The following is a 23,889-nucleotide window of genomic DNA, read 5'->3' as shown; positions in this document are numbered from 1 at the left end:
TTGAAAAGAGAAATAATAATAACTTCAGATGGTTCAACAACCATTCATTTACCTGATTGGAATGAGCAATATCATTCCAAACATGGTGCTATTCAAGAAGCTTATCATGTGTATATTAATAACGGATTGAAGGCAATTGATAAAGAAAAGATTTCGATTTTAGAAATTGGTTTTGGTACCGGTTTAAACTGTTTTATAACTTATTTAGAGAGTGAGAAGGTAATCGATTATGTTGGAGTGGAAGCTTACCCTGTAAAAGCAGAAGAGGTTGTTGGTATGAACTATGTTAGCGAATTAAAAGCTGAAAATAAAGAGGAGATCTTTAAAAAGATTCATAGTTGTAGTTGTGAAGAAAAGCATGTTGTTTCTGATAAGTTTTCTTTAACAAAACAACAAAAGTTCTTTTCTGAAATAGATGATGTAAATAAATACGATTTAATTTATTTCGATGCTTTTGGTCCAGAAAAGCAACCAGATTTGTGGACGAAAGAAATTTTCGATAAAATGTATGCTGCGTTAAAATCAAAAGGAGTTTTAGTTACTTATGCATCAAAAGGAAATGTAAAAAGAGCGATAAGAGCAGCGGGATTTTCATTAAAACGTTTGCCAGGTCCTTTAGGTAAATGGCATATGTTAAGAGCAACAAAAATATAAATAAAATAAAAATGGAGTTTAAAAGACGTTTTGGTAAACAGAGAAAAGCAAAACCTAAAAAAGGATTGTTTTTAGTAATCTTATTAGCATTGGTATTGTATTTATTTTTTAATGCAGATAAAATAATAGGAAGATATTTTTAAATGAAACCATTTAAATTTAAAGAATTTACGGTGCATCAAGATAAAACAGCGATGAAGGTTGGTACCGACGGAGTTTTGTTAGGTGCTTGGTGCGATTTAGGTGAATTTCCAGATGCAATTTTAGATATCGGTTCTGGCACTGGAGTTATTTCGTTAATGTTGGCGCAACGTAGTGATGTAATGACGATTGATGCGGTTGAAATTGATGAAAACGCTTACGAACAAACGGTAGAAAATTTCGAGCAGTCTGATTGGGGAGATCGCTTATTTTGTTATAATACATCTTTTAACGAATTTGCTGATGAAATGGCAGAAGAAGAGGAACAGTACGATGTAATCGTATCGAATCCTCCATTTTACACCGATGATTTTGAAACTAAAAACGATGCTAGAAATAAAGCGCGTTTTACCTCTTCACTCGCTTTTAATGATTTACTTTCTGGTGTTTCTAAAATATTATCAGATAGAGGATTGTTTTCGGTAGTTATTCCTTTTAAAGAAGAAGCTAGTTTTATAGAATTGGCAAAGAAGCAAGGTTTGTTCCCAAAAAAAGTATGTAGAGTACGTGGAAATGAAACTTCAGATATTAAAAGAAGTCTGTTAAGTTTTTCTTTTGAAAAGAAAGAGTTAAAAGAAGAAGAGCTAGTTATAGAAAAAGAGAGGCACCAGTATACTGATGCCTATATTAATCTTACGAAAGACTTTTATTTTAAAATGTAAATTAAAAGTCTTTTTATTTGGTGTAATCGTAAGTGTTTGAGTAAAAAGTGTTGGCTATTTCATTAAATATTTTTGAATCATTACGAGGAGCTCCATGATTTCTTCCTGGCATGATACAAAGCTGCGCTTTAGGAATGTTGTTGTATATTTCTACAGCATGCTCGTTTTTAATAATATCTCTATCACCGATCATAATTAAAGTAGACGCTTTAATTTTTTGCAACTCTACATGACTAATGTTAGGTTGGTTTAAAAGAAGTTCATCTAACTGTAATTCTTTTTTCCAGTCTTTAGAAGTATCACCTTTCATAATCATTGTTAAGGTTTTTTTATGCATTTCTACAACTTGTTTACGAGCCCACAAATTCACAGCAGTTGTGTCTGGTCTTAGATTAGCTCCCATTGTAATAATTTTTTTAACAGAAACATTGTTGTTAATTCCCATTTTTAAGGCAATTATTCCACCATCACTCCAACCAAGAATATTAATTGAATCTAGTTTTAAATGCTTTACAAGCTCCTCTAAGTCTTTAGCCATTAGATCGTAGGTTAATTTTTTGGTGTTTAATGTAGATTTTCCTTGTCCTCTACTATCAACAGCAATAACTCTATAGTTATTTTTAAAAAAATCAATTTGATATTCCATAGCTTTAATATCAGTGCCACAGCTATGAATTATTAATAAAGGTTCTCCAGTTCCATATTCTTCGTAGTAAAGTTTAGTTCCGTTTATTTTAATATATTTTCCTACTTCTATATTGTTTCCATATGGAGTTTTAATTTTCTCCTGAGCAATATTAATGCTTGACTGAAAAAATAAGAAACATAAAATAAGTTTTAAAAAGATCGATTTTTTCATTGTGTATTTTATCGTTTTTTGATTTGCTATTTTGTTTTAAATCAATTGTTTTTAGCGAGCGTAAAATTAATAGAAAAAATAAGAATAGAGACTTTTGAATTTGTTTTTAAATTATGAAAGTTAATGGTAATAAAAAAGGCATCAACCGATGCCTTTTTTATTAATTTTTATTTAATTATCCTTTTACACTTTCGGGATTATAACCTAAATACGGAACTTTTTTCTCAACAAAAGTAATTCCGTACTCTTCTAATTCTTTTAAAATTGGTTCGTATACTTCTTTGGTAATTGGTAATTGAACTCCAGGAGTTTTAATTTCTCCATTTAAAATTTTCAATGCTGCCATGGCTACAGGTAAACCAACAGTTTTTGCCATAGCTGTAAAAGTTTGATCATCACCTTTAATAACCATACTACTTTCTATTTGGCGCTTTTCTTCTTTATACTGATATCCAAATTTATGTTGCATTACAATCATATCTTTATCAGCAGCTTGTAAAGTCCATTTTTCAGACAATATTTTTTGTAATATTTGAGCAGGAGTAGCATTTTTCAATTCAACTTTTTTAGTTGGATTAAAAATGTCTAATTCTAAAAACTTATCCCACATTACATCATCTTGATCTATTTTTAAGTAAGACCTAAATTTTAACTCTACAGAATCGGTAGGAGAATATGCTAAGAAAAGATTAGTGAAATCACGGTAACTCATGTTTTCAGAGTCTTCAATTGTATAGGTGTCATCAGTCATACCTAATTGAACAAAGGTATTCCAAGCTCTAGAAAAACCAACTTTTCTAATAGTACCTCTATACATTGTAGGAATATCTTCTAATCCATAAACACTAGTGTATTTTAAAGAATCTCTGTTGGCATAGGCTTCAAATTTACCATATCCATCAATATCTAAAAATTCTGTTCTTCTAAATAATTTATGATAAGGAATGTATTTATAAGTGTTTTCTTGTCTAAACATAGCGGCACCACCTTGACCTGCTAAAACAACATTTCTTGGGTTCCATGTAAATTTATAGTTCCATAAGTTGTCATCACTTTCAGGAGCTACTAAACCACCACAAAACGATTCAAATAATAACATCTTAGCACCATGATCATGAATTCTATCAATAACTTGCATTGCACTCATATGGTCTATACCTGGATCTAAACCAATCTCATTCATAAACACTAACCCTTTTTCTTTTACAGCAGGGTCTAAAGCTTGCATTTCATCAGAAATATAAGAAGCTGTTACCATGTGCTTGTTATAATTAACACAATCTTTAGCAACTTCAATATGAAAACGAGCAGGCAACATTGAGATAACAACATCTGCATTTTTAATAGCTTCAATACGTTGTTCAGCATTAAAAACATCTAATTTAATAGCTGTAGCGTTCTTGTGATTATTTATTTTTCCTTTTGCATTTTCAACAGACATATCACCAATAGTTATATGTAAATTTTCTTCTGTTGATTTATCTAGTAAGTATTTTATAAGTGATGAACTAGATCTACCGGCTCCAATAATTAATATATTTCTCATTATATAGTGTACTTTAGTGGTCTAAAATTTGAGGCGACAATATCGCTAAAAAAGTTTAAAATTAAACAAAAATTAGATAAATGTATAAAAATTTAACAATTACATCTGTGTTGGGAATAACAGCTGTAATTCTAGGAGCTTTTGGTGCACATGCTTTAAAAACGAAGCTAACTCCAGAGGCAATGCAAAGTTTTGAAACAGCTGTAAGATACCAATTCTTACATGTTCTATTATTGCTTTTTGTAAATACCTATAATGAGTTTTGTGGTAAACAGAAAAACAGTATTAGTTGGTTTTTAATAGCTGGTATTTTATTGTTTTCAGGGTCGATCTATGTAATATACTTATTAGGAATGCCGGCAAAATCAATTTGGTTTATAACACCTTTAGGTGGAGTATTGTTAATTGTAGGTTGGGGTTTGATGAGTTATCAATTCATTAAAAAGTTATTAAAAAATAATAGTTGATAAAATTTTTCATTGACTAATGAGTTTAACCAAAAAGAACTATTTTTGTCGAACATAAACACAACTAAAAAATTTTAAGATGACAAATCTTGATACGAAAACGATATCGTTAGATAACTTAGGAATTAAGGATGCTACTATTCGTTATCAATTGACTTCAGACGAGTTACACGACTTAACTATTGAAAAAGGACAGGGAGAGAATACTAGTTTTGGAGCATTAGCTGTTAAAACAGGTGAGTTTACAGGACGTTCTCCTATGGACCGTTTTATCGTTAAAGACGATATAACAAAAGACGAAATTTGGTGGGGAGATATCAATATCCCATTCGATTCAGATAAATTTGACAAATTATATGATAAGGTAACTAATTACCTTTCTAACAAAGAAGTTTTTGTGCGTGATAGCTATGCATGTGCAGACGAAGACTATAAATTAAACATTAGAGTAGTAAACGAGTACCCTTGGAGTAATATGTTTGCTTACAACATGTTTTTACGTCCAACTGCTGAAGAATTAAAAGGTTTTTCTCCAGAATGGACAGTAATTAACGCACCAGGTTTTATGGCAGACCCTGCTGTTGATGGAACACGTCAGCACAATTTTGCTATTTTGAACTTCGGAAAAAAGATTGCTTTAATTGGTGGAACAGGTTATACTGGTGAAATCAAAAAAGGAATTTTCTCTGCATTAAACTTTATTTTACCAGTATTTAAAAACACCTTACCAATGCACTGTTCTGCAAATGTTGGTAAAGAAGGTGATACTGCTATTTTCTTCGGTTTATCTGGTACAGGTAAAACAACTTTATCTACCGATCCAAATCGTAGCTTAATTGGAGACGATGAACATGGTTGGACTTCTGAAAACACAGTTTTCAATTTTGAAGGAGGATGTTACGCTAAAGTAATTGACTTATCTCAGGAAAAAGAACCAGAAATTTACGGAGCAATAAAGAGAGGAGCAATCCTTGAAAATATTGTTATGGATGCTGATGGTAAAGTTGACTTTCATGATACTTCGATTACACAAAATACACGTGTAAGTTACCCGATTAATCATATTGAAAACATTCAAACACCATCAATAGGAAAGAACCCTAAGAATATATTTTTCTTAACAGCTGATGCTTTTGGAGTATTGCCTCCAATCTCAAGGTTAACACCTGGTCAAGCAGCATACCACTTTATATCAGGTTATACTGCAAAAGTTGCAGGTACTGAAGCTGGAGTAACGGAGCCATTACCAAGTTTCTCAGCTTGTTTCGGAGCACCATTTATGCCATTACATCCAACACGTTATGCAGAAATGTTAAGCGAAAAAATGAAAGAAACTGGTGTAAATGTTTGGTTAGTAAATACTGGTTGGACAGCAGGTCCTTACGGAATTGGTCACAGAATGAAATTAAAGTACACACGTGCTATGATTAACGCTGCAATAAATGGTGAGTTAGGTGAAATGAACTACAAAAACTACCATACACATTCAGTATTCGGATTAGCGCAGCCAAGACAATGTCCTGGAGTACCATCAGAATTATTAAGCCAACGTCAAGCTTGGGATAATGATGAAGAGTATTATAAAACAGCTCACAAATTAGCTGATTCATTTAGAAAAAACTTTGAGCAGTTTGCAGACAATGCAAACGCTGAGATTTTAGCAGGAGGTCCGCCAAATGTAAAAAAATAGATTATAGAAAAGCATCCGAAAGGATGCTTTTTTTATGCAGAAATACTACCTATTTTTGTAGTCCAATAAAAAGTGAATAATGATTGTACAAGGAAATATAGTTGATATAGCGAATAAAAGAATCTATAAAGGAGAAGTTGAAGTTGAAAATGGAAAGATAAAAGCCATTAGAGAAACTAATCATACTTTAGAAAACTATATTCTTCCTGGTTTTGTAGATGCTCATATTCATATAGAAAGCTCAATGTTAGTACCATCAGAATTTGCTAAAATTGCAGTAACGCACGGTACGATAGCAACGGTTTCAGATCCTCATGAAATAGCGAATGTGTTAGGAGTAAAAGGGGTGGAGTTTATGATTGAAAACGGAAAGAAAGTTCCGTTGAAATTTAATTTTGGAGCCCCTTCTTGTGTACCTGCAACTTCTTTTGAAAGTGCAGGTGCGGTAATTGATTCTGATGATATAAAAAAAATGATGAAGAATCCAGATATTAAGTATTTGGCTGAGATGATGAACTATCCAGGTGTTATTTACCAAGATGAAGAAGTATTAAAGAAGATTGCGTGGGCTAAACATTACAATAAACCTGTAGATGGTCATGCACCAGGAGTTAGAGGAGAGGATTTAGACAAATATATTGCTGCAGGTATTTATACCGATCATGAATGTTTTACCTATGAAGAAGCTTTAGAGAAACTTCAAAAAGGAATGAAAGTTATTATTCGTGAAGGTAGTGCAGCAAAGAACTTCGAAGCCTTAATTGATCTACTTCCTGAGCATTATGAAAATATGATGTTCTGTTCAGATGATAAACATCCAGATGACTTGTTAGTAGGACATTTAAATGAGTTATGTGAAAGAGCTGTGGCTAAGGGAATTGATGTGTTTAAAGTCTTACAAACAGCATGTGTAAATCCTGTAAAGCATTATAATTTAGATGTTGGATTGCTAAAAGAAAAAGATGATGCAGATTTTATTGTAGTGGAAGATTTAGAAAAATTCAACGTTTTACAGACTTATATTAATGGAGAGTTGGTTGCTGATAATGGTAAGTCATTTGTTAGGCATGTAGATTTTGAAGTGTTGAATAATTTTGATACCGATAAAAAGGAAGTAAGTGATTTTGAATTTCATTCCGCATCAGAAAAAATCAGAGTAATTGAAGCCTTAGATGGAGAGTTGGTAACCAATGAAATTGAAGTAAACTCTTTAATTAAAGATGGAAACCTAGTTTCAAATACCGAAAATGATGTGTTAAAAATGACGGTAGTAAATCGTTATAAAAATGCTGAACCTTCTATAGCATTTATTAAAAACTTCGGATTAAAAGAAGGCGCAATCGCAAGTTCTGTAGGACATGATTCTCATAATATTATAGCTGTTGGAGTTTCAGATGAAATGATTTGTAAAGCAGTAAACTTATTAATAGAGAATAAGGGTGGAGTTTGTGCTGTAAGTGTATCTGAAGAAAAAATAGTTTCATTACCAGTTGCAGGAATTATGTCCGATAAACCAGCTGAAGAAATTGGTAAAGCGTATGCTGAATTAGATGCTATGGCTAAACAGATGGGTAGTAAATTACGAGCTCCGTATATGACTTTATCGTTTATGGCATTATTAGTAATACCATCATTAAAACTTTCTGATAAGGGATTATTTGATGGAAATACATTCAAGTTTACTTCGTTAGAAGTGAAGTAGTTTTTGTGTGAAAAATATTAGAGTATCGCTCTACGATTAAAACCGTATCGCTAATTTTTTCATCAACCTTAATACTTCAACATATAACCAAATTAACGTGATTAGTAGTCCCCAAGTGGCAAGCCATTCACGTTCTTTTGGGTAACGACCAACTTGTCGATCGATATAATAGAAATCGAGTAATAAGCTAAAAGAAGCTACGATTGCTGCAATAATATTAAATCCTATTGCAAACCAAGATGTACCCCATAAATACGGAACGTCAATTTTTAAAAACCATAAAATCCATCCAATAAAATAGAACATAAAAATACTAGCCGTAGCAGTAATAATTATGGTTCTAAACTGTTTAGTTACTCTAATTAATTTCCATTTATAGAGTGTAAACATTACAAAAAAAGTAACGATGGTAACTCCAATTGCTTGAAAAGGAAGGTCCGGAAAACGATTATGAGCAATAGCACTAATTCCACCTAAAAAAAAGCCTTTTGCTAGAGCATAAATAGGCAGTAAGTATTTAGCTGCACTGTGCTTAAAAGAAATAAATAGACTACAAAAAATAGCAACAAACATTCCGATAGCGGTATACCATTTAGTATTAACGCCGCTAAAAAATAAATGCCAAGTATAGCTAGCAGTTAAAGCAACCAAACTTAACATTAAAAGTGATTTAAGAATTATCCCACCAACCGACATTTTAGTTTTAGAATAGCTGCGAGATTTCTTCCAAAAGTAGTGGTTAAAAGCAGGGTTAGATGTTCGTAAACCAAATACGCTCATAAACAATTTAATTGATTAGTTTTGTGTTTGTACAAAGTACAATAAAATTTGAAGACAGAAAAAATCATATTAGGCATCGATCCCGGTACTACCATTATGGGGTTTGGAATTATTAAGGTTGTTGGTAAAAAAATGGAGTTTGTTCAAATGAATGAATTGCTATTAAAAAAGTATGACGACCATTATTTAAAGTTGAAGTTAATTTTTGAGAGAACAATTGAATTAATTGATACTTACAAACCTGATGAAATAGCTTTAGAGGCTCCTTTTTTTGGTAAAAATGTACAGTCGATGTTAAAGTTAGGGCGTGCACAAGGAGTTGCCATGGCTGCAGGATTGTCTCGTGAGATTCCTGTTACCGAATACGCACCTCTTAAAATTAAAATGGCAATTACTGGTAATGGTAAGTCGAGTAAAGAGCAAGTAGCAATGATGTTAAAATCGTTATTAAATTTAAAAGAATTGCCTAAAAATTTAGATGCTACAGATGGATTAGCGGCAGCAGTTTGTCATCATTATAATTCTGGAGCAAAAGTAGGAGGGAAGAATTACACAGGTTGGGCAGCTTTTGTAAAACAGAATGAGAAAAGAGTTGAGAAATAATGAATAAAAAGGGAGTTGTTATATGTAAAAATTGTGAAGTAACTACTTTAGGGAAGTATTGTAATAATTGTGGACAAAGAACCTCTATTGATGAAGTAAGTTTTAAAGAGACATTTCAAGATTTAGTAAATGGATTATTTTCTATAAATGCACCATTTTTTTTAACTATGAAAATGTTATTGATTAACCCAGGGAAGCTACTTAGAGAGTTTTTAAAAGGGAAAAGAAAAATATATTATAAACCAGTATCATTTTTTATTTTAACAACAATACTCTATTTAATAGTTAGGTCACTAATTAACTATGATCCAATGACAACGGCTGGAGTAAAAGTTGATGGTGAAATACTTGCAGAAGCTGGTAAATACATGGTGAAAAACATCAATAATATCATGTTTGTTTTTGTGTTTACTTTAGGGGTGTTTTTAAAAATATTTTTTTATAAGAAAAATACTTTGGCTGAATTTATCGCTATTGCTTTTTATATGATAGGTGTCTATACTATTATAGGAACTTTTTTTATGTTCTATTTGAAATTTAATAATCCAAACTATAAGGAGGTTCCTGTTATACTATTTTTGATATACATGATTTATGCAATTACAAGTTTTTTTAGGTCAAAATCAATAGTAGTAGTTTTTAAAACTTGTTTAATAACCTTATTTGCTTTTATTTTTTATATTCTTTTTGGTTTTCTTTTTTCTTTTTTAATTGTTTGGATTAAAAGTTAATTATGGCAGGAATTTACCTACATATACCATTTTGTAAGCAAGCATGTTATTATTGCGATTTTCATTTTTCTACTTCTTTAAAAAAGAAAGATGAGTTGGTTTCTTGTCTTGTAAAAGAATTGGAATTAAAAAAAGAAGAATTAGTAAACGAAACCATAGAAACCATTTATTTCGGTGGAGGAACTCCGAGCTTATTATCCCAAAATGAAATTGAGTTGTTATTGAAAGCAATTCAAGAAAATTATCAACTAATAGATAATCCAGAAATTACTTTAGAAGCAAATCCTGATGATTTAACAGAAGCTAAAATCTTAGAATTAGCGAATTCGCCAATAAACAGATTAAGTATTGGGGTACAATCTTTTTTTGAAGAAGATTTAAAAAATATGAATCGTGCGCATAATGCAAAAGAGGCAAAAGAGTGTTTGTCTATGGCGACTCACCATTTTAATAATATTACGATTGATTTAATTTACGGAGTTCCAAACATGAGTAACGAACGTTGGAAAGAAAACTTACAAATAGCATTCGATTTTGGAATCAATCATATTTCAAGCTACGCATTAACTGTAGAGCCAAAAACAGTTTTAGATAGTTTTGTTAAGAATGGAAAATATCCAGCTCCTGATGAAACAGAAGCCAAAGAGCATTTTGATATTCTGGTAGAAGAAACTGCTAAAAATGGATTTGTACATTATGAAATATCAAACTTTGGGAAACCTAATTATTTTTCAAAGCATAATACGAGTTACTGGCAAGGAAAAAAGTATATAGGTATTGGTCCGTCTGCGCATTCATTTAATAGAACACATCGTAGTTGGAATGTGGCTAATAACGCAAAGTATATTAAGTCAATTCAGGAGGGGAATCTCCCTTTAGAAACAGAAAAACTCTCCAAAGAAGATCAGTTTAATGAATATTTAATGACAGGGTTAAGAACCATTTGGGGTGTTTCGTTAGCCGAAATGAGTAATGAGTTTAAAGACAAGTTATTCCAATCATCAAAAAGGTTTATAGATCAAGGTTTATTAGTTATTGAAAATAATACATTAAAAACAACCCCAAAAGGTAAGTTTTTGGCTGATGGATTAGCTTCTGAACTATTTATAATTTAAGTATATTTGAGAATGCAAGCGACGATTGAATACAATTCAAGAAAATATAAAATAGACTTATCTAAACCTATCGATATTTCTATTGCTATTGATGTTTCTAAGAAAATAGTAAATGCTTGGGGTATAGATGATCCTAAGATTTTTCCAGTATCGAATGGAGATTGGGTAGGAAGCGTAAATGAAGGTGCTGATGTTAACTTTAATAATATTGAGTTCAATCCGCATTCACATATTACGCATACCGAATGCGTAGGTCATATTACTAAAGAGGTACATTCTATTAATAAAAACCTGAATCAGTTTTTCTTTTTAGCAGAGGTAGTTACGATTGCTCCGGAAGAATTAGAAAATGGAGATTTTGTTATTTCTAAAAAGCAATTACAATTTGCACTAGGAAATAAAAAGCGTGATGCAATTGTAATTAGAACGCTTCCAAATTTATCTGATAAAAAAGTTACTCACTATTCAAACACCAACCCTACATATTTGTTAGAAGCAGCAGCAGAATATTTAAGAGAAAAAGGAATTGAGCATTTACTAGTTGATTTACCATCTGTAGACAAAGAAAAAGATGGTGGATTATTACTATCTCACAATGCTTTTTGGAATACTAGCGGAAAAATTAGAATGAACGCAACTATTACTGAGTTTATTTATGTTCCTAATGAAGTAGCCGATGGAACTTACTTTTTAAACCTAATGGTAGCACCTTTCGAGAATGATGCAACACCGAGTAAGCCAGTTTTATATAAGTTGATGTAACTTATTTAGAATCAATATGAAATAAGAGTGGAATTTAGTTTTTTGTAAAACCTATTTCTTTTTTTTATAGTTTTACACTTCAATTAATAATAAACATGACAATTTTTAATACATATAAGCAATGTAAATCGACTGTGGTAAGACACAAACGATATCGGGCTATACATGTATTCTAATTATATTCAAATAAAATATAACTATTGCAAAAAGTCCGACTTCACAGTCGGACTTTTTATTTTTATATCAAACCAAAAACAACTAAAACTACAAACTATGAAAAAACTGTATTTAAATTATCTAGGAACTTTTAAAGGCCTCTCTACCGAAGTTTGGTGGTTGTCTTTAATTACGTTGATAAACAGAGCAGGAACAATGGTAATTCCATTTTTATCATTGTATTTAACAAAAAGTTTAAACTTTACTTTAAAAGATGTAGGGTGGATAATGACTTGTTTTGGTTTGGGGTCTGTTTTAGGCTCTTGGTTAGGGGGGAAATTAACTGATAAGATAGGGTATTATAAAGTTATGAAAACAAGTCTGTTTTTAACAGGTGTCTTATTTATAGCTTTACAATTTGTAACAACTTTTACAGGTTTTTGTATTGGTATTTTTTTAGTGATGTTAGTAGCAGATACTTTTAGACCTGCAATGTTTGTAGCTTTAAGTGCCTATAGTAAACCAGAAAATAAAACACGTTCGGTTACTTTAATTCGTTTGGCAATTAACTTAGGATTTTCTGCAGGACCAGCTGTAGGCGGAATAATTATAACATCATTAGGGTATAATGGGTTGTTTTGGGTAGATGGAGTTACGTGTATTATAGCAACTTTTTTATTAATAAATGTGTTGAATCCTAAAAAAGCAAAAACCTTGGATGAAGTTAAAACTGAAAATCCAGTTTCTGTTTTTTCAGATAAAGCTTTTTGGGTATTTTTTGTAGCCATGTTTATTTTCGGATTTGTGTTTTTACAATACTTTTCAACAATGCCTTTGTACTACAAAGACGCACATCATTTATCAGAATTAGAAATAGGTTTAATTATGGGGATGAATGGATTTATCATATTCTTACTAGAAATGCCATTGATTAAATGGTTAGAAGAGAGCAAGTATTCTAAAGAACGATTAATGTTTGTTGGTTTGCTATTAACAGGAATCAGTTTTTTAGTGTTAAACCTTACTGGTTGGGTAGGAGTATTGATTGTAGGAATGTTATTTATGACTATTGGTGAAATGATAGCTTTTCCATTTTCGAATGCTTTTGTAATGGAAAGAGCTAAAAGAGGTAATCAAGGAGAATATATGGCATATTACAGTATTGCTTTTTCAGCAGCACATATTTTCGGACATAATTCAGGAATGCAAATGGTAGATGCTTTAGGTTTTGATAATACGTGGTGGATTATTACAGCGATGTCTATGGTAGGATTATTCTTTTTGTTAATGTTAATAAGAGTGGTTAAGAAAGAAAAAGTAAAAGCATGAATTTAAATCAAATTACAATTCCATCTTTAAATGTTGAGGTTGCAACAGAATTCTATAAAAAACTAGGCTTGCGTCTTATTGTAGATGCAAGCCCTAGATATGTCCGTTTTGAGTTGCCAGACGGCGAGGCTACTTTTTCGATTCATTTAGTAGAAGAGTTGCCAAAAGGAGATGGAACTACGATTTATTTTGAAGACGATAATTTAGATGAATTAGTGAAGCAACTTCAACAAAAAGGAATAGAATTTATGCAATTACCAAAAGATCAAACTTGGTTGTGGCGAGAAGCTCATTTGTTAGATCCTGACGGAAATAAACTGATTTTATTTAAAGCAGGAGAGTATAGAAAAAATCCGCCTTGGCGAATCAATTAAAACAAATGAAATTTTATCTTTGATTTTTTAGAAAAAGATTTTAAAAACACAAGTATGAATATTCAAGATGCTCAAAAGCAAGTAGACGATTGGATTAAAAATCACGGAGTTCGTTATTTTAACGAATTAACTAATATGGCACAACTAACAGAAGAGGTTGGAGAGGTTGCGCGTATAATTGCACGCCGTTATGGAGAACAGAGCGAGAAAGAAAGCGATAAAAATAAAGATTTAGGAGAAGAGCTAGCAGATGTAATGTTTGTTGTGTTGTGTTTAGCAAACCAAACAGGAGTTAATTTACAAGAAGCTTTCGATAAAAAGCTAGATATTAAAACAAAACGCGATCACGATCGTCATCATAATAACGAAAAATTAAAGTAAATGAGTTTTAGTGAAAATATAAAAAAGTCTTTGTATTGGGGTCATGTATTAAAAATGGCACTTTTTCTTATCATAATAATATCATTATTCTCATTGATTTTTCAAACAGGAGGAGCGCTTTTTTCTGGTGATTTTGATACGGTGTATAATGTACATTTTGCAAATAAACAATGGGTTCGTTTTTTCTTAACCAAAATTGTGGTAAGTATTTTATACGCAATGTATGTTGTGAATAAGAGAATGAAATAATGAACTTAAAAAAAGTAACAGACAAGCTAAATAAGAATATTGAAGAAGAAACAGAATTAGTAAATAAAATATCGATTACTAAGTATGTTCTAATTTACATTCCGTTGTTATTTTTAATGTTTGCTGCAACCAATTTTATTGGAAGTTTATTTTTCGACGAAGTTAATTTTGATTGGAGAAGAATATTAATTCAAGCTATATTTTTTGCTGTTTTCTTTAGAATATTTCATGGAGTAAGAAAACTATGAGGAGATGCTTGGAAAGATTAAATAAAAAATGAATTTACAATTACACAAAGTTGAAAATCAGAAAATTGATTCTGAGATAATTATTTCAGGTTCAAAAAGTGAATCGAATAGATTATTGATTTTACAACAGTTGTTTCCAGAAATAACTATTCATAATTTGTCAGATTCTGATGATTCACATCATTTGCAAGAGGCTTTATCTTCGGAAGAAAAGGTTGCTGACATTGGTCATGCAGGTACTGCAATGCGATTTTTAACTGCTTTTTTTGCTACGCAAGAAGGAGAGGTTAAAATTTTACAAGGTTCTGATAGAATGCACAATCGACCAATAGAAATTTTGGTTAATGCATTGCGAGATTTAGGCGCAGATATTCAGTATGTAGAGAAAGAAGGATATCCACCGTTAAAAATTACAGGGAAGAGACTTTTAAAAAATAAAGTCTCTATTAATGGTAATGTAAGTAGTCAGTATATTTCTGCGCTTATGTTAATTGCATCTAGTTTAAAAAACGGACTTGAGATTCAGTTAGAGGGGAAAGTAACCTCTGTTCCTTATATTAAAATGACCTTAGCATTATTACATCAAGTTGGTGTTGAAGCTTCATTTGAAGAAAACATTATTAAAATTCAATCAAAAGAAAATACCACTACACAAGACATTGTTGTAGAATCTGATTGGAGCTCTGCTTCTTACTTTTATTCATTAATTGCGTTAAGTGAAATAGGATCATCAGTTAAATTATCCGCCTATAAAAAAGATAGTTTACAAGGAGATTCTTGTTTAGCTAGAATTTACCAGCATTTTGGAGTAACTACAATTTTTGAAGAAAATTCAGTAACCTTAACTAAAGAAAAAGAGCATAGTAAAGCGATTTTAAAAGAAGATTTAAAAAGTACGCCAGATATTGCTCAAACAATTGCTGTAACTTGTTTTGGTCTTGGAGTAGCTTGTGATTTGTCTGGGTTGCATACATTAAAGATTAAAGAAACTGATCGCTTAGAAGCATTGCATGAAGAATTAACAAAGTTAGGAGCTGAAATTAATGTAACTAATGAAACATTACATTTAAAAAACACAGAGAGAATTCATAAAAATATAAATATTTCAACTTATAACGATCATAGAATGGCAATGGCATTTGCACCATTAGCTCTTAAAGTTCCAATTATTATTTTAGATGCAGAAGTGGTTACAAAATCATACCGTAACTTTTGGAACGATATGAATAAAATAGGTATAGAAGCTGTTGAAATAAAATAATAGGCAAAAGGCTTGACAACCCCTATGCCGAAATTGTATATTTGCCCACGTAAAGAAAATAAGATCAATGAAATTATCAAATTTTAATTTTGAATTGCCAGAAGAATTATTGGCAGAATATCCTTCAGAGCATAGAGATGAATCACGTTTAATGGTGTTACATCGCGATACTCAAAAAATTGAGCACAAAAAGTTTAAAGACTTAATCGATTATTTTGATGAAGGAGATGTGATGATGTTAAACAATACAAAGGTTTTTCCTGCTCGTATGTTTGGGCATAAAGAAAAGACTGGAGCACGTATTGAAGTATTTTTATTACGTGAGTTAAACGCTGAAAATCGTTTATGGGATGTTTTAGTTGATCCAGCAAGAAAAATTAGAATTGGTAATAAATTATTCTTTGGTGAAGATCAAAGTTTAGTTGCTGAGGTTATTGATAATACAACATCTCGTGGAAGAACATTACGTTTCTTGTTTGACGGTCCTTACGAAGAGTTTAGAAAGAAATTAGTGGAATTAGGTGAAACACCTTTGCCAAAATATATTAAGCGTGAGGTAGAAGCTTCTGATGAAGATCGTTACCAAACAATTTTCGCTAAGCATGAAGGTGCTGTTGCTGCTCCTACTGCAGGATTACACTTTTCTAAACACTTAATGAAGCGTTTAGAGATTAAAGGAATTGATTTTGCTGAAACAACTTTACACGTAGGTTTAGGTACTTTTAATCCAGTTGAGGTTGAAGATTTATCTAAACATAAAATGGATTCTGAGAAGATTATAGTTCCTCAAGCAAGTGCTGATATGGTGAATAGTGCTAGAGGAAATAAGAAAAGAATTTGTGCGGTAGGTACTACTGTAATGAGAACTGTAGAATCTGCGATTACATCAAAGCGTGAATTAAAAGAGTTTGAAGGGTGGACAAATAAATTTATTTTTCCTCCATATGATTTTAGCATTGCAAATGCTATGATTACAAATTTCCATACGCCAAAATCAACATTATTAATGATGGTTTCTGCATTTGCAGGACACGATTTTATGATGGAAGCATATCAAGAAGCAATTAAAGAAGGATATAAGTTTTACTCGTACGGAGATGCGATGTTAATCTTATAAAATATCTTTTTAAATTAATAACAAAACCTCACAAGACTACTTGTGAGGTTTTGTGTATTTTTGTACCCGATGAAAGTGAAGAAAAAAGACATACGCGCATTAACAAAAGAACAACTAAGAGAGTTTTTTGTAAAGAATGGAGATAAAGCATTTCGTGGTAATCAGATATATGAATGGCTGTGGAGTAAATCGGCACATTCATTTGATGATATGACGAATCTGTCGAAAGTTACACGTCAAATGCTAGATGAGAATTTCGTGATTAATCATATCGAAGTTGATAACATGCAACGAAGTAAAGATGGGACTGTGAAAAACGCAGTTCGTTTACATGATGGTTTAGTTGTAGAATCAGTTTTAATACCTACAAAAACAAGAACAACGGCATGTGTTTCTAGTCAAGTAGGATGTAGTTTAGATTGTCGTTTTTGTGCAACAGCACGTTTAAAAAGAATGCGTAACTTAAATCCTGATGAAATTTATGATCAAGTAGCTGCCATTAACAAAGAAAGCTTACTGTATTATAATAGGAAGCTTTCTAATATAGTTTTTATGGGGATGGGAGAGCCCTTAATGAACTATAATAATGTTATTAAATCTATTGAAAAAATTACATCTCCTGAAGGTTTAGGAATGTCACCTAAGCGTATTACTGTATCAACATCTGGTGTGCCTAAAATAATAAAGAAAATGGCGGATGATGAGGTGAAGTTTAACCTAGCTGTTTCATTGCACTCTGCTATCGATGAGGTTCGTACTTCAATTATGCCTTTTAATAAAACTTTTCCTTTAAAAGATTTAAAAGAAGCGTTAGAGTATTGGTATGAGAAAACCGAAAGAATGATTACGTACGAGTATGTTGTTTGGGGTGGAATAAACGATAAAAAAGAAGATATTGATGCTTTAATTAAGTTTTGCAGCTATGTCCCTTGTAAGGTGAATTTAATAGAGTATAATCCTATTGATGATGGTGAGTTTCAACAAGCGAGTCCAGCTGCGATAAATAACTATATATCGAATTTAGAAATGCATGATATTGTAGTAAATGTACGTCGTTCAAGAGGAAAAGATATTGACGCAGCTTGCGGGCAATTAGCGAATAAATCGTAAATGAATTCTTCAAAAGCATTTTTAATACAAATTAGTCAAACTTTAGGTTGGCTTTTTCTAATAATTATTACAGGACTATTTTTAGATAGTAAGTTTGTTGCAGAAAACATTTATGAAAATGCACAATGGCTTAATAATATTATTGTAATAGTAGTTTTTATATTTTTATATATAAAAGCTACTAAACGAACGAAAGAAATGCTAATCTACGCACTTTTAATTGGTGTTATAGGAGAATATATTTTTTCAATATGTTTAGGGATGTATTCGTATCGTTTAGGAAATATTCCACATTATGTACCTCCAGGTCATGCTATTATATTTGTACTTGTGTATTATTTTTCAAGAAAGCCTAAGGTAAAAGCTAACAAAGAAATAATAGAGAAAACCTGTACACTATTTATAGTGCCAGTAGCTTTGTTTTTTTTGATAGTTAAAAAAGATATTTTTGGAGTTCTTTGCACTGTACTTGTATTCTTCTTTCTAAGAAAATATCCAAAAGAACGCATGTTCTATTTAGTAATGTATTGTGTTGTAGCAATATTAGAATTTATAGGAACAGGTTTAGAATGCTGGAAATGGCCCGAGATAGCTTTTAATAGTTTTAGGTTTTTACCAAGTGCTAATCCACCTATAGGAATAAGTTTGTTTTATTTCGGTTTAGATAGAGGAACCATGTCTATATACAAAAGAAGACATAAAAATGTTTGGAAAAGATTGAAGCAAATAAGAGCAGTGTCAACTTAAAATATTTCTTTACTTTTGAATACTTATGAAAGCAGTAGAGCAAATAAAACTTCCGATTGCTAAAGAAATAGAACTCTTTGAAACTAAGTTCAAAGATTCGATGCTGTCTAAGGTTCCGTTATTAAACCGTATTACTTATTACATAGTACGCCGAAAAGGAAAACAAATGCGTCCAATGTTTGTTTTTTTGGTAGCCAAAATGGTTTCTGATGGAGGTTTTGATGAACGTACCTATCGTGGAGCTTCTGTTGTAGAGTTAATTCATACAGCTACTTTAGTACACGATGACGTGGTTGATGATAGTAATCGTCGCCGCGGATTTTTTTCAATCAATGCACTTTGGAAAAATAAAATTGCAGTTTTAGTAGGAGATTTTTTATTGTCAAAAGGACTATTATTATCTATTGATAATGAAGATTTTGATATTTTAAAATTGATATCAATTGCTGTACGTGAAATGAGTGAAGGGGAACTTTTACAAATTGAAAAAGCTAGAAAACTCGATATTACAGAAGAAATATATTTTGAGATTATTCGCCAAAAAACAGCAACTTTAATAGCGGCCTGTTGTGGTATTGGAGCAGCATCGGTAGGAGCAAATAACGAAACTGTTCAACAAATGAGAAAATTTGGTGAGTATATCGGAATTGCTTTTCAAATAAAAGATGACTTGTTTGATTATACCGAAGATAAAATAGGAAAGCCTACTGGTATTGATATCAAAGAACAAAAAATGACACTTCCGTTAATTCATACATTAAACACATGTTCTCAAAAGGAAAAAGCATGGTTGATTAATTCTGTGAAGAAGCATAACACGAATAAAAAACGTGTTAAAGAAGTGATTGCTTTTGTAAAAGATAATGGCGGACTAGAATATACTACCGCTAAAATGCACGATTATAAAAATAAAGCATTAGCAATTTTAAACAACTTCCCAGAATCTGAATATAAAAGTTCACTACTGCAAATGATTGATTATGTTGTTGAAAGGAAGATTTAGTTGTTTTCTTATGGTTCTTTTCTTTTTTTCATGTGCTAAAGAAAAAAGATATCAAGACTACAATGAAAATGAGTTTTATGAAGCTCAAGGGATAATAACTAAAGTTTATCAAACTTCTTCCGTTTTTGATGAATCATATAATAAGTTAATGGATTATACTTATGCTATTAATGATTCTATTTTTTTAGAAGGAAAGGAGAAAGAATTTTATAAAGCCTGGAATATTGGACAGCCGATAGTAGTTTTAGTTCATAAGAAAGATTCTAGTATTAGTTTTTATGCAAGAGATGGAATTGTGCGTAGTTTTTCAGAAAAACAATTAGAAATGTTTAATACAATTTTAGAAATAGATAGGCTAAAAAAATAAAAACCTCGATAATTAATTATCGAGGTTTTTAATATTTAGGTGTTGAGCTTCTCGCCTACATCATCCCTGGCATTCCACCACCCATTGGAGGCATTCCACCAGCAGGAGCGTCTTCTTTAATATCTACTAAAGCACATTCGGTAGTTAAGATCATGCCAGCTACAGATGCTGCATTTTCTAAGGCTACACGAGTTACTTTTTTAGGATCAATAATTCCAGCTTCTAGCATATCTACATAAGCTTCAGACTTAGCATCATAACCAAAATCTTTATTACCTTCTAATACTTTATTGATTACAACAGATCCTTCACCACCAGCATTTTCAACAATTGTACGTAACGGAGCTTCAATCGCTCTGTTTACAATTTGAATACCAGTAGTTTCGTCTAAGTTTTCAGTTTCGATAGTTTCTAATACTTTTTTAGCACGAACTAAAGCAACACCACCACCAGCAACAATACCTTCTTCTACAGCAGCACGAGTTGCATGTAAAGCATCATCTACACGATCTTTCTTTTCTTTCATTTCTATTTCAGAAGCAGCACCAACGTAAAGTACAGCAACACCTCCAGCTAACTTCGCTAAACGCTCTTGCAATTTCTCACGATCGTAATCAGAAGTAGTCGTTTCTATTTGAGCTTTAATTTGGTTTACACGAGCTTTAATTTGAGTTTCATCACCAGAACCATTTACAATAGTTGTATTGTCTTTATCAATAGTTACTGTTTCAGCAGTTCCTAATAAATCTAAAGTAGCATTTTCTAAAGAGAATCCTCTTTCTTCAGAGATTACAGTTCCACCAGTTAAGATAGAAATATCTTCTAACATTGCTTTTCTTCTGTCTCCAAAACCTGGAGCTTTTACAGCAGCAATTTTTAATCCACCTCTTAATTTGTTAACAACTAAAGTAGCTAATGCTTGTCCGTCAACATCTTCAGCAATAATTAATAAAGGTCTTCCAGATTGAGAAACTGGTTCTAATATTGGAAGGATTTCTTGTAAGTTAGAAATCTTTTTATCAAATAATAAAATATATGGATTGTCTAAAGTAGCAATCATTTTATCAGCATCAGTAACGAAGTATGGAGATAAATATCCTCTATCAAACTGCATACCTTCAACAACGTCTACATAGGTATCCATTCCTTTAGCTTCTTCAACAGTAATAACACCTTCTTTACCAACTTTACTAAAAGCAGTAGCAATTAAATCACCAATAACTTTGTCGTTATTTGCAGAAATAGAAGCTACTTGCTGAATTTTTTCAGATGAGTTACCAACTTCTTGAGACTGTTTTGCTAAATCTTCAGTAATTGCAGAAACAGCCTTATCTATACCGCGTTTTAAATCCATTGGATTTGCACCTGCAGCAACATTTTTCAATCCTTCTTTAACGATTGCTTGTGCTAAAACAGTAGCGGTAGTTGTACCGTCTCCAGCTAAATCATTTGTTTTAGAAGCTACTTCTTTAACCATTTGAGCTCCCATGTTTTCTAACTCATCTTCCAGTTCAACTTCTTTTGCTACTGTAACTCCATCTTTTGTTACGTGAGGAGCACCGAATGATTTAGAAATAATTACGTTACGTCCTTTAGGACCTAAAGTTACTTTTACTGCGTTTGCTAATGCATCAACTCCACGTTTTAATCCGTCACGAGCGTCTACATCAAATTTTATATCTTTTGCCATTGTTATTTGTCTTTATTCGTTTTTAAAAAGGATTAGATGATAGCGAAGATGTCGCTTTCTCTCATGATTAAATAATCTTTTCCTTCGTGCTTTAATTCTGTACCAGCATACTTTCCGTATAAAACAGTATCGCCAACTTTTACAGTTAAAGGTTCATCTTTAGTTCCTGTACCAATAGCAACGATAATTCCTTTTTGAGGTTTCTCTTTTGCGTTATCAGGAATAATAAGTCCTGAAGCTGTAGTGGTTTCTGCTGCAGCAGGTTCTACAAGAACTCTGTCTGCTAAAGGTTTAATGTTTAATCCCATTTTATATAAATTATGATTAAGTATTTGTCTTTTTAATTATGTGAGTTAATAGTCAGAAATTATGCCATTAGATTTTTGCTGACAATTTTTCTAAAGCTATTAAATATGATGTAAAAAAAATGCCAACGTGTCATTTACGTTGGCATTTTATATATTGTTTTGTTAATCTTAGTTAACGCTATCTTTTGTCGTAGTTTCAGTTGCTGGTGTAGCAGGAGCTGTAGTTTCAACATTTTCTAATGTGCTATCTAATTGAGGTGCATCTGATGAATTACCTCTAGGAATAGCGAAATTAGCTAATAAGATTAAAGCAAACATAGTAATTGCTAAAGTCCAAGTAGTTCTGTCTAAAAAACTATTAGTGTTTTGTACACCACCAATGTTTTGAGCACCACCACCTCCGAAAGATGAAGATAATCCTCCTCCTTTAGGGTTTTGAACCATTACGATTAAGATTAATGCTACTGCAACAATCAATATTAAAACTAAAAGTAAAGTGTACGTTGTCATTTATTTATTGTTTTGTAAAATTTGTATTCTTTTAATTTGGTCTGCAAAGAAACCACTTTTTTCTGGATATTTCAAACTTAATATTTTATAAGCTTGTATAGCGCTATCATATTTTTTTTGTTCTAAATAAACCTTAGCTAAAGTTTCGGTTGCAAGCTGATTATCTTGCTTACTTTCTGTAATTTTTATTTCAGAAATATTGGTTTTACTAGGTCTAGAAATCTTAGGTGTAGTTTCGATAAAACGATTAATAATTGCGTCTTTTTCAGATTTTACAGAAGTTTTTTTCTTCTCGGTAATCGTAGAGTTTGCTCTAGCGATTTCTTTTTTCGAAGATAACTGTAACCACTGATTGAAAGAGAAAGTTTCATTTTCGTTGAATGAAAGTGGTTTTCCTATAGCTAATTCTTCTTCAGTACTCAAATCTTCTTTTGTTTTTTTCTTAGGAAGAATCTTTTCTTTTAATGTTGTTTTTTCAGGCTTTTTAGCAGGAACTTCTTTAAAAGCATCTGAGGTAATAAAATCAAACAGTAAAGTTCTGTCAGAGGTATGAGCAGCAGTAACTTTTAATTCGTTATTATACTTATAGCTTTCTTGGTGTTTTAAAACTTTTAATTGTAAAGCTCTGGCTGATTGGAAAAATGGGTATTGTTGGGTAATGTTTTTTAAACCTAAACTTTCTTCTAGCGAAATTAATTCAGGTTTTTCTAAAAACGTTATGTAGTTTTTTTTATCCAATTCTTACCACTTTGCTACCGAAGCATTAAAAATATCTTGTGTTATACGCTCTAATATATCGTTTAAAGCAGTTTCTAAAACACCGCCAGTTAATTGTTGAGTAGCTCCATAATCATAATAAAAAGAGAACCTCTTTTCGAAATTATCTTTTTCTTCTAAAGTATTTATAAAGTTTACATTAACTGTAATTGTTAACCTGTTTTGAGCTGCTGTTTGATTGGCAGTAGCACTCATCGGAGTAATACGGTAATCGGTTATTTCTCCAGAAAACTGAAGGTCTCCATTTGCTTTAACAAGCGTTAAGTTTGTTTGACGTGTAAATAAATCTTGTAAGTCTAACGTGAATTTCTGACTTAAAGTAGGTTCAATTAATGGGGCTTGATTTGGAAAGAAATCTACTTGAATTGTTTTAGCATTTCCAGTATTACCACCAGTAAAAGAGTACGCTCCACAACCAATTGAGATAATTGTTGTAGCAATAAAAATAACGATGTAAAAAAGTTTTTTCATAGAATCAAAAGTAAACAAT

At 31.6% G+C, this 23,889-nt stretch carries 29 protein-coding genes; 21 read left to right on the top strand and 8 right to left on the bottom strand.

Features of this window, described 5'->3' with window-relative positions; all coding sequences use genetic code 11:
• The 3 genes from mnmD to H3Z83_RS04500 are packed head-to-tail and all read left to right on the top strand — an operon-like array spanning position 1 to position 1,517.
• Complete coding sequence (mnmD, locus tag H3Z83_RS04505) at positions 1 to 654, top strand: tRNA (5-methylaminomethyl-2-thiouridine)(34)-methyltransferase MnmD (RefSeq protein WP_182124266.1); 654 nt, start codon at positions 1 to 3, stop codon at positions 652 to 654.
• 11 nt (positions 655 to 665) lie between these two features.
• Positions 666 to 797 carry a hypothetical protein gene (locus H3Z83_RS12965; RefSeq protein WP_262889547.1) on the top strand — a complete coding sequence of 44 codons (132 nt, stop codon included), beginning with the start codon at positions 666 to 668 and terminating at the stop codon, positions 795 to 797.
• Positions 798 to 1,517, top strand: a complete 720-nt coding sequence (locus tag H3Z83_RS04500; protein ID WP_182124265.1) for a tRNA1(Val) (adenine(37)-N6)-methyltransferase — start codon at positions 798 to 800, stop codon at positions 1,515 to 1,517.
• Between the two features lie 13 nt (positions 1,518 to 1,530).
• On the opposite strand, the gene H3Z83_RS04495 is transcribed toward H3Z83_RS04500, so the two are convergent.
• Complete coding sequence (locus H3Z83_RS04495; protein ID WP_182124264.1) at positions 1,531 to 2,376, bottom strand: alpha/beta fold hydrolase; 846 nt, start codon at positions 2,374 to 2,376, stop codon at positions 1,531 to 1,533.
• A 175-nt stretch (positions 2,377 to 2,551) separates the two neighbouring features.
• The gene (locus H3Z83_RS04490; RefSeq protein WP_182124263.1) at positions 2,552 to 3,922 is read right to left on the bottom strand and encodes a saccharopine dehydrogenase family protein; all 1,371 of its coding nucleotides are present in this window, start codon (positions 3,920 to 3,922) and stop codon (positions 2,552 to 2,554) included.
• Between the two features lie 80 nt (positions 3,923 to 4,002).
• Here H3Z83_RS04490 and H3Z83_RS04485 point away from each other — a divergent pair, with 80 nt between their 5' ends.
• The 3 genes from H3Z83_RS04485 (at position 4,003) to ade (ending at position 7,781) form a co-directional block, all read left to right on the top strand.
• Positions 4,003 to 4,389 carry a DUF423 domain-containing protein gene (locus H3Z83_RS04485; RefSeq protein ID WP_182124262.1) on the top strand — a complete coding sequence of 129 codons (387 nt, stop codon included), beginning with the start codon at positions 4,003 to 4,005 and terminating at the stop codon, positions 4,387 to 4,389.
• Between the two features lie 79 nt (positions 4,390 to 4,468).
• The gene (gene pckA, locus H3Z83_RS04480) at positions 4,469 to 6,079 is read left to right on the top strand and encodes a phosphoenolpyruvate carboxykinase (ATP) (protein WP_182124261.1); all 1,611 of its coding nucleotides are present in this window, start codon (positions 4,469 to 4,471) and stop codon (positions 6,077 to 6,079) included.
• Between the two features lie 79 nt (positions 6,080 to 6,158).
• Complete coding sequence (ade, locus tag H3Z83_RS04475; RefSeq protein WP_182124260.1) at positions 6,159 to 7,781, top strand: adenine deaminase; 1,623 nt, start codon at positions 6,159 to 6,161, stop codon at positions 7,779 to 7,781.
• Between the two features lie 36 nt (positions 7,782 to 7,817).
• On the opposite strand, the gene H3Z83_RS04470 is transcribed toward ade, so the two are convergent.
• Positions 7,818 to 8,561 (bottom strand): Bax inhibitor-1/YccA family protein, encoded by a 744-nt coding sequence (locus H3Z83_RS04470; RefSeq protein ID WP_182124259.1) that lies wholly within the window; start codon positions 8,559 to 8,561, stop codon positions 7,818 to 7,820.
• 48 nt (positions 8,562 to 8,609) lie between these two features.
• On the opposite strand from H3Z83_RS04470, the gene ruvC reads away from it, so the two are divergent.
• The 15 genes from ruvC (at position 8,610) to H3Z83_RS04395 (ending at position 20,114) form a co-directional block, all read left to right on the top strand.
• Positions 8,610 to 9,164, top strand: coding sequence for a crossover junction endodeoxyribonuclease RuvC (ruvC, locus tag H3Z83_RS04465; protein ID WP_182124258.1), 555 nt, complete (start codon positions 8,610 to 8,612; stop codon positions 9,162 to 9,164).
• Positions 9,164 to 9,895 carry a DUF3667 domain-containing protein gene (locus H3Z83_RS04460; RefSeq protein WP_182124257.1) on the top strand — a complete coding sequence of 244 codons (732 nt, stop codon included), beginning with the start codon at positions 9,164 to 9,166 and terminating at the stop codon, positions 9,893 to 9,895. The genes ruvC and H3Z83_RS04460 overlap by 1 nt, the downstream gene beginning before the upstream one ends.
• 2 nt (positions 9,896 to 9,897) lie before the next feature.
• Positions 9,898 to 11,010 (top strand): radical SAM family heme chaperone HemW, encoded by a 1,113-nt coding sequence (gene hemW / locus H3Z83_RS04455; RefSeq protein WP_182124256.1) that lies wholly within the window; start codon positions 9,898 to 9,900, stop codon positions 11,008 to 11,010.
• A 12-nt stretch (positions 11,011 to 11,022) separates the two neighbouring features.
• Positions 11,023 to 11,772 carry a cyclase family protein gene (locus H3Z83_RS04450; RefSeq protein WP_182124255.1) on the top strand — a complete coding sequence of 250 codons (750 nt, stop codon included), beginning with the start codon at positions 11,023 to 11,025 and terminating at the stop codon, positions 11,770 to 11,772.
• Between the two features lie 273 nt (positions 11,773 to 12,045).
• Positions 12,046 to 13,257, top strand: coding sequence for an MDR family MFS transporter (locus H3Z83_RS04445; RefSeq protein WP_182124254.1), 1,212 nt, complete (start codon positions 12,046 to 12,048; stop codon positions 13,255 to 13,257).
• Positions 13,254 to 13,631, top strand: coding sequence for a VOC family protein (locus tag H3Z83_RS04440; RefSeq protein ID WP_182124253.1), 378 nt, complete (start codon positions 13,254 to 13,256; stop codon positions 13,629 to 13,631). The genes H3Z83_RS04445 and H3Z83_RS04440 overlap by 4 nt, the downstream gene beginning before the upstream one ends.
• 54 nt (positions 13,632 to 13,685) lie before the next feature.
• On the top strand, positions 13,686 to 14,012 hold the full coding sequence (locus H3Z83_RS04435; RefSeq protein WP_086031186.1) for a nucleotide pyrophosphohydrolase: 327 nt from the start codon (positions 13,686 to 13,688) through the stop codon (positions 14,010 to 14,012).
• Positions 14,013 to 14,261, top strand: coding sequence for a hypothetical protein (locus H3Z83_RS04430; RefSeq protein ID WP_182124252.1), 249 nt, complete (start codon positions 14,013 to 14,015; stop codon positions 14,259 to 14,261).
• Positions 14,261 to 14,509: a hypothetical protein gene (locus H3Z83_RS04425; protein ID WP_182124251.1), complete on the top strand. Its 249-nt coding sequence runs from the start codon at positions 14,261 to 14,263 to the stop codon at positions 14,507 to 14,509. The genes H3Z83_RS04430 and H3Z83_RS04425 overlap by 1 nt, the downstream gene beginning before the upstream one ends.
• A 28-nt stretch (positions 14,510 to 14,537) precedes the next feature.
• Positions 14,538 to 15,770, top strand: a complete 1,233-nt coding sequence (locus H3Z83_RS04420; protein WP_182124250.1) for a 3-phosphoshikimate 1-carboxyvinyltransferase — start codon at positions 14,538 to 14,540, stop codon at positions 15,768 to 15,770.
• A gap of 67 nt (positions 15,771 to 15,837) precedes the next feature.
• Positions 15,838 to 16,887: a tRNA preQ1(34) S-adenosylmethionine ribosyltransferase-isomerase QueA gene (gene queA / locus H3Z83_RS04415; protein WP_182124249.1), complete on the top strand. Its 1,050-nt coding sequence runs from the start codon at positions 15,838 to 15,840 to the stop codon at positions 16,885 to 16,887.
• Between the two features lie 69 nt (positions 16,888 to 16,956).
• On the top strand, positions 16,957 to 17,997 hold the full coding sequence (gene rlmN / locus H3Z83_RS04410) for a 23S rRNA (adenine(2503)-C(2))-methyltransferase RlmN (RefSeq protein WP_182124248.1): 1,041 nt from the start codon (positions 16,957 to 16,959) through the stop codon (positions 17,995 to 17,997).
• Complete coding sequence (locus H3Z83_RS04405) at positions 17,998 to 18,744, top strand: hypothetical protein (protein ID WP_182124247.1); 747 nt, start codon at positions 17,998 to 18,000, stop codon at positions 18,742 to 18,744.
• A 25-nt stretch (positions 18,745 to 18,769) separates the two neighbouring features.
• Positions 18,770 to 19,747, top strand: a complete 978-nt coding sequence (locus H3Z83_RS04400) for a polyprenyl synthetase family protein (RefSeq protein WP_182124246.1) — start codon at positions 18,770 to 18,772, stop codon at positions 19,745 to 19,747.
• Between the two features lie 10 nt (positions 19,748 to 19,757).
• Complete coding sequence (locus H3Z83_RS04395) at positions 19,758 to 20,114, top strand: hypothetical protein (RefSeq protein WP_182124245.1); 357 nt, start codon at positions 19,758 to 19,760, stop codon at positions 20,112 to 20,114.
• 55 nt (positions 20,115 to 20,169) lie between these two features.
• Here the strand turns inward: H3Z83_RS04395 and groL are convergent, their stop codons facing one another.
• The 5 genes from groL to H3Z83_RS04370 all read right to left on the bottom strand — a co-directional run bounded on the left by groL (position 20,170) and on the right by H3Z83_RS04370 (position 23,870).
• A complete protein-coding gene (gene groL / locus H3Z83_RS04390; protein ID WP_182124244.1) occupies positions 20,170 to 21,804 on the bottom strand; it encodes a chaperonin GroEL in 1,635 nt (544 codons plus the stop codon).
• A 32-nt stretch (positions 21,805 to 21,836) separates the two neighbouring features.
• Entirely contained in the window at positions 21,837 to 22,112 is a 276-nt protein-coding gene (locus tag H3Z83_RS04385; RefSeq protein ID WP_182124243.1) for a co-chaperone GroES, read from the bottom strand.
• Between the two features lie 168 nt (positions 22,113 to 22,280).
• Positions 22,281 to 22,622: a preprotein translocase subunit SecG gene (gene secG, locus H3Z83_RS04380; protein ID WP_182124242.1), complete on the bottom strand. Its 342-nt coding sequence runs from the start codon at positions 22,620 to 22,622 to the stop codon at positions 22,281 to 22,283.
• Positions 22,623 to 23,360 carry a hypothetical protein gene (locus H3Z83_RS04375; RefSeq protein ID WP_182124241.1) on the bottom strand — a complete coding sequence of 246 codons (738 nt, stop codon included), beginning with the start codon at positions 23,358 to 23,360 and terminating at the stop codon, positions 22,623 to 22,625.
• Positions 23,361 to 23,363: 3 nt separating this feature from the next.
• Positions 23,364 to 23,870, bottom strand: coding sequence for an LptE family protein (locus H3Z83_RS04370; protein WP_182124240.1), 507 nt, complete (start codon positions 23,868 to 23,870; stop codon positions 23,364 to 23,366).
• Positions 23,871 to 23,889: the final 19 nt, after the last annotated feature.

This window comes from Tenacibaculum pelagium (assembly GCF_014062345.1).
In the GTDB taxonomy this organism is placed as follows: Bacteria; Bacteroidota; Bacteroidia; order Flavobacteriales; family Flavobacteriaceae; genus Polaribacter; species Polaribacter pelagius.
This window is presented reverse-complemented; position numbering and strand designations above follow the sequence as displayed.

Coding starts and splice junctions, on each gene's coding strand:
- H3Z83_RS12965 (WP_262889547.1), top strand. CDS start 666: ATGGAGTTTAAAAGACGTTTTGGTAAACAGAGAAAAGCAAAACCTAAA.
- H3Z83_RS04500 (WP_182124265.1), top strand. CDS start 798: ATGAAACCATTTAAATTTAAAGAATTTACGGTGCATCAAGATAAAACA.
- H3Z83_RS04495 (WP_182124264.1), bottom strand. CDS start 2,376: ATGAAAAAATCGATCTTTTTAAAACTTATTTTATGTTTCTTATTTTTT.
- H3Z83_RS04490 (WP_182124263.1), bottom strand. CDS start 3,922: ATGAGAAATATATTAATTATTGGAGCCGGTAGATCTAGTTCATCACTT.
- H3Z83_RS04485 (WP_182124262.1), top strand. CDS start 4,003: ATGTATAAAAATTTAACAATTACATCTGTGTTGGGAATAACAGCTGTA.
- pckA (WP_182124261.1), top strand. CDS start 4,469: ATGACAAATCTTGATACGAAAACGATATCGTTAGATAACTTAGGAATT.
- ade (WP_182124260.1), top strand. CDS start 6,159: ATGATTGTACAAGGAAATATAGTTGATATAGCGAATAAAAGAATCTAT.
- H3Z83_RS04470 (WP_182124259.1), bottom strand. CDS start 8,561: ATGAGCGTATTTGGTTTACGAACATCTAACCCTGCTTTTAACCACTAC.
- H3Z83_RS04460 (WP_182124257.1), top strand. CDS start 9,164: ATGAATAAAAAGGGAGTTGTTATATGTAAAAATTGTGAAGTAACTACT.
- hemW (WP_182124256.1), top strand. CDS start 9,898: ATGGCAGGAATTTACCTACATATACCATTTTGTAAGCAAGCATGTTAT.
- H3Z83_RS04450 (WP_182124255.1), top strand. CDS start 11,023: ATGCAAGCGACGATTGAATACAATTCAAGAAAATATAAAATAGACTTA.
- H3Z83_RS04445 (WP_182124254.1), top strand. CDS start 12,046: ATGAAAAAACTGTATTTAAATTATCTAGGAACTTTTAAAGGCCTCTCT.
- H3Z83_RS04440 (WP_182124253.1), top strand. CDS start 13,254: ATGAATTTAAATCAAATTACAATTCCATCTTTAAATGTTGAGGTTGCA.
- H3Z83_RS04435 (WP_086031186.1), top strand. CDS start 13,686: ATGAATATTCAAGATGCTCAAAAGCAAGTAGACGATTGGATTAAAAAT.
- H3Z83_RS04430 (WP_182124252.1), top strand. CDS start 14,013: ATGAGTTTTAGTGAAAATATAAAAAAGTCTTTGTATTGGGGTCATGTA.
- H3Z83_RS04425 (WP_182124251.1), top strand. CDS start 14,261: ATGAACTTAAAAAAAGTAACAGACAAGCTAAATAAGAATATTGAAGAA.
- H3Z83_RS04420 (WP_182124250.1), top strand. CDS start 14,538: ATGAATTTACAATTACACAAAGTTGAAAATCAGAAAATTGATTCTGAG.
- queA (WP_182124249.1), top strand. CDS start 15,838: ATGAAATTATCAAATTTTAATTTTGAATTGCCAGAAGAATTATTGGCA.
- rlmN (WP_182124248.1), top strand. CDS start 16,957: ATGAAAGTGAAGAAAAAAGACATACGCGCATTAACAAAAGAACAACTA.
- H3Z83_RS04405 (WP_182124247.1), top strand. CDS start 17,998: ATGAATTCTTCAAAAGCATTTTTAATACAAATTAGTCAAACTTTAGGT.
- H3Z83_RS04400 (WP_182124246.1), top strand. CDS start 18,770: ATGAAAGCAGTAGAGCAAATAAAACTTCCGATTGCTAAAGAAATAGAA.
- H3Z83_RS04395 (WP_182124245.1), top strand. CDS start 19,758: ATGGTTCTTTTCTTTTTTTCATGTGCTAAAGAAAAAAGATATCAAGAC.
- groL (WP_182124244.1), bottom strand. CDS start 21,804: ATGGCAAAAGATATAAAATTTGATGTAGACGCTCGTGACGGATTAAAA.
- H3Z83_RS04385 (WP_182124243.1), bottom strand. CDS start 22,112: ATGGGATTAAACATTAAACCTTTAGCAGACAGAGTTCTTGTAGAACCT.
- secG (WP_182124242.1), bottom strand. CDS start 22,622: ATGACAACGTACACTTTACTTTTAGTTTTAATATTGATTGTTGCAGTA.
- H3Z83_RS04370 (WP_182124240.1), bottom strand. CDS start 23,870: ATGAAAAAACTTTTTTACATCGTTATTTTTATTGCTACAACAATTATC.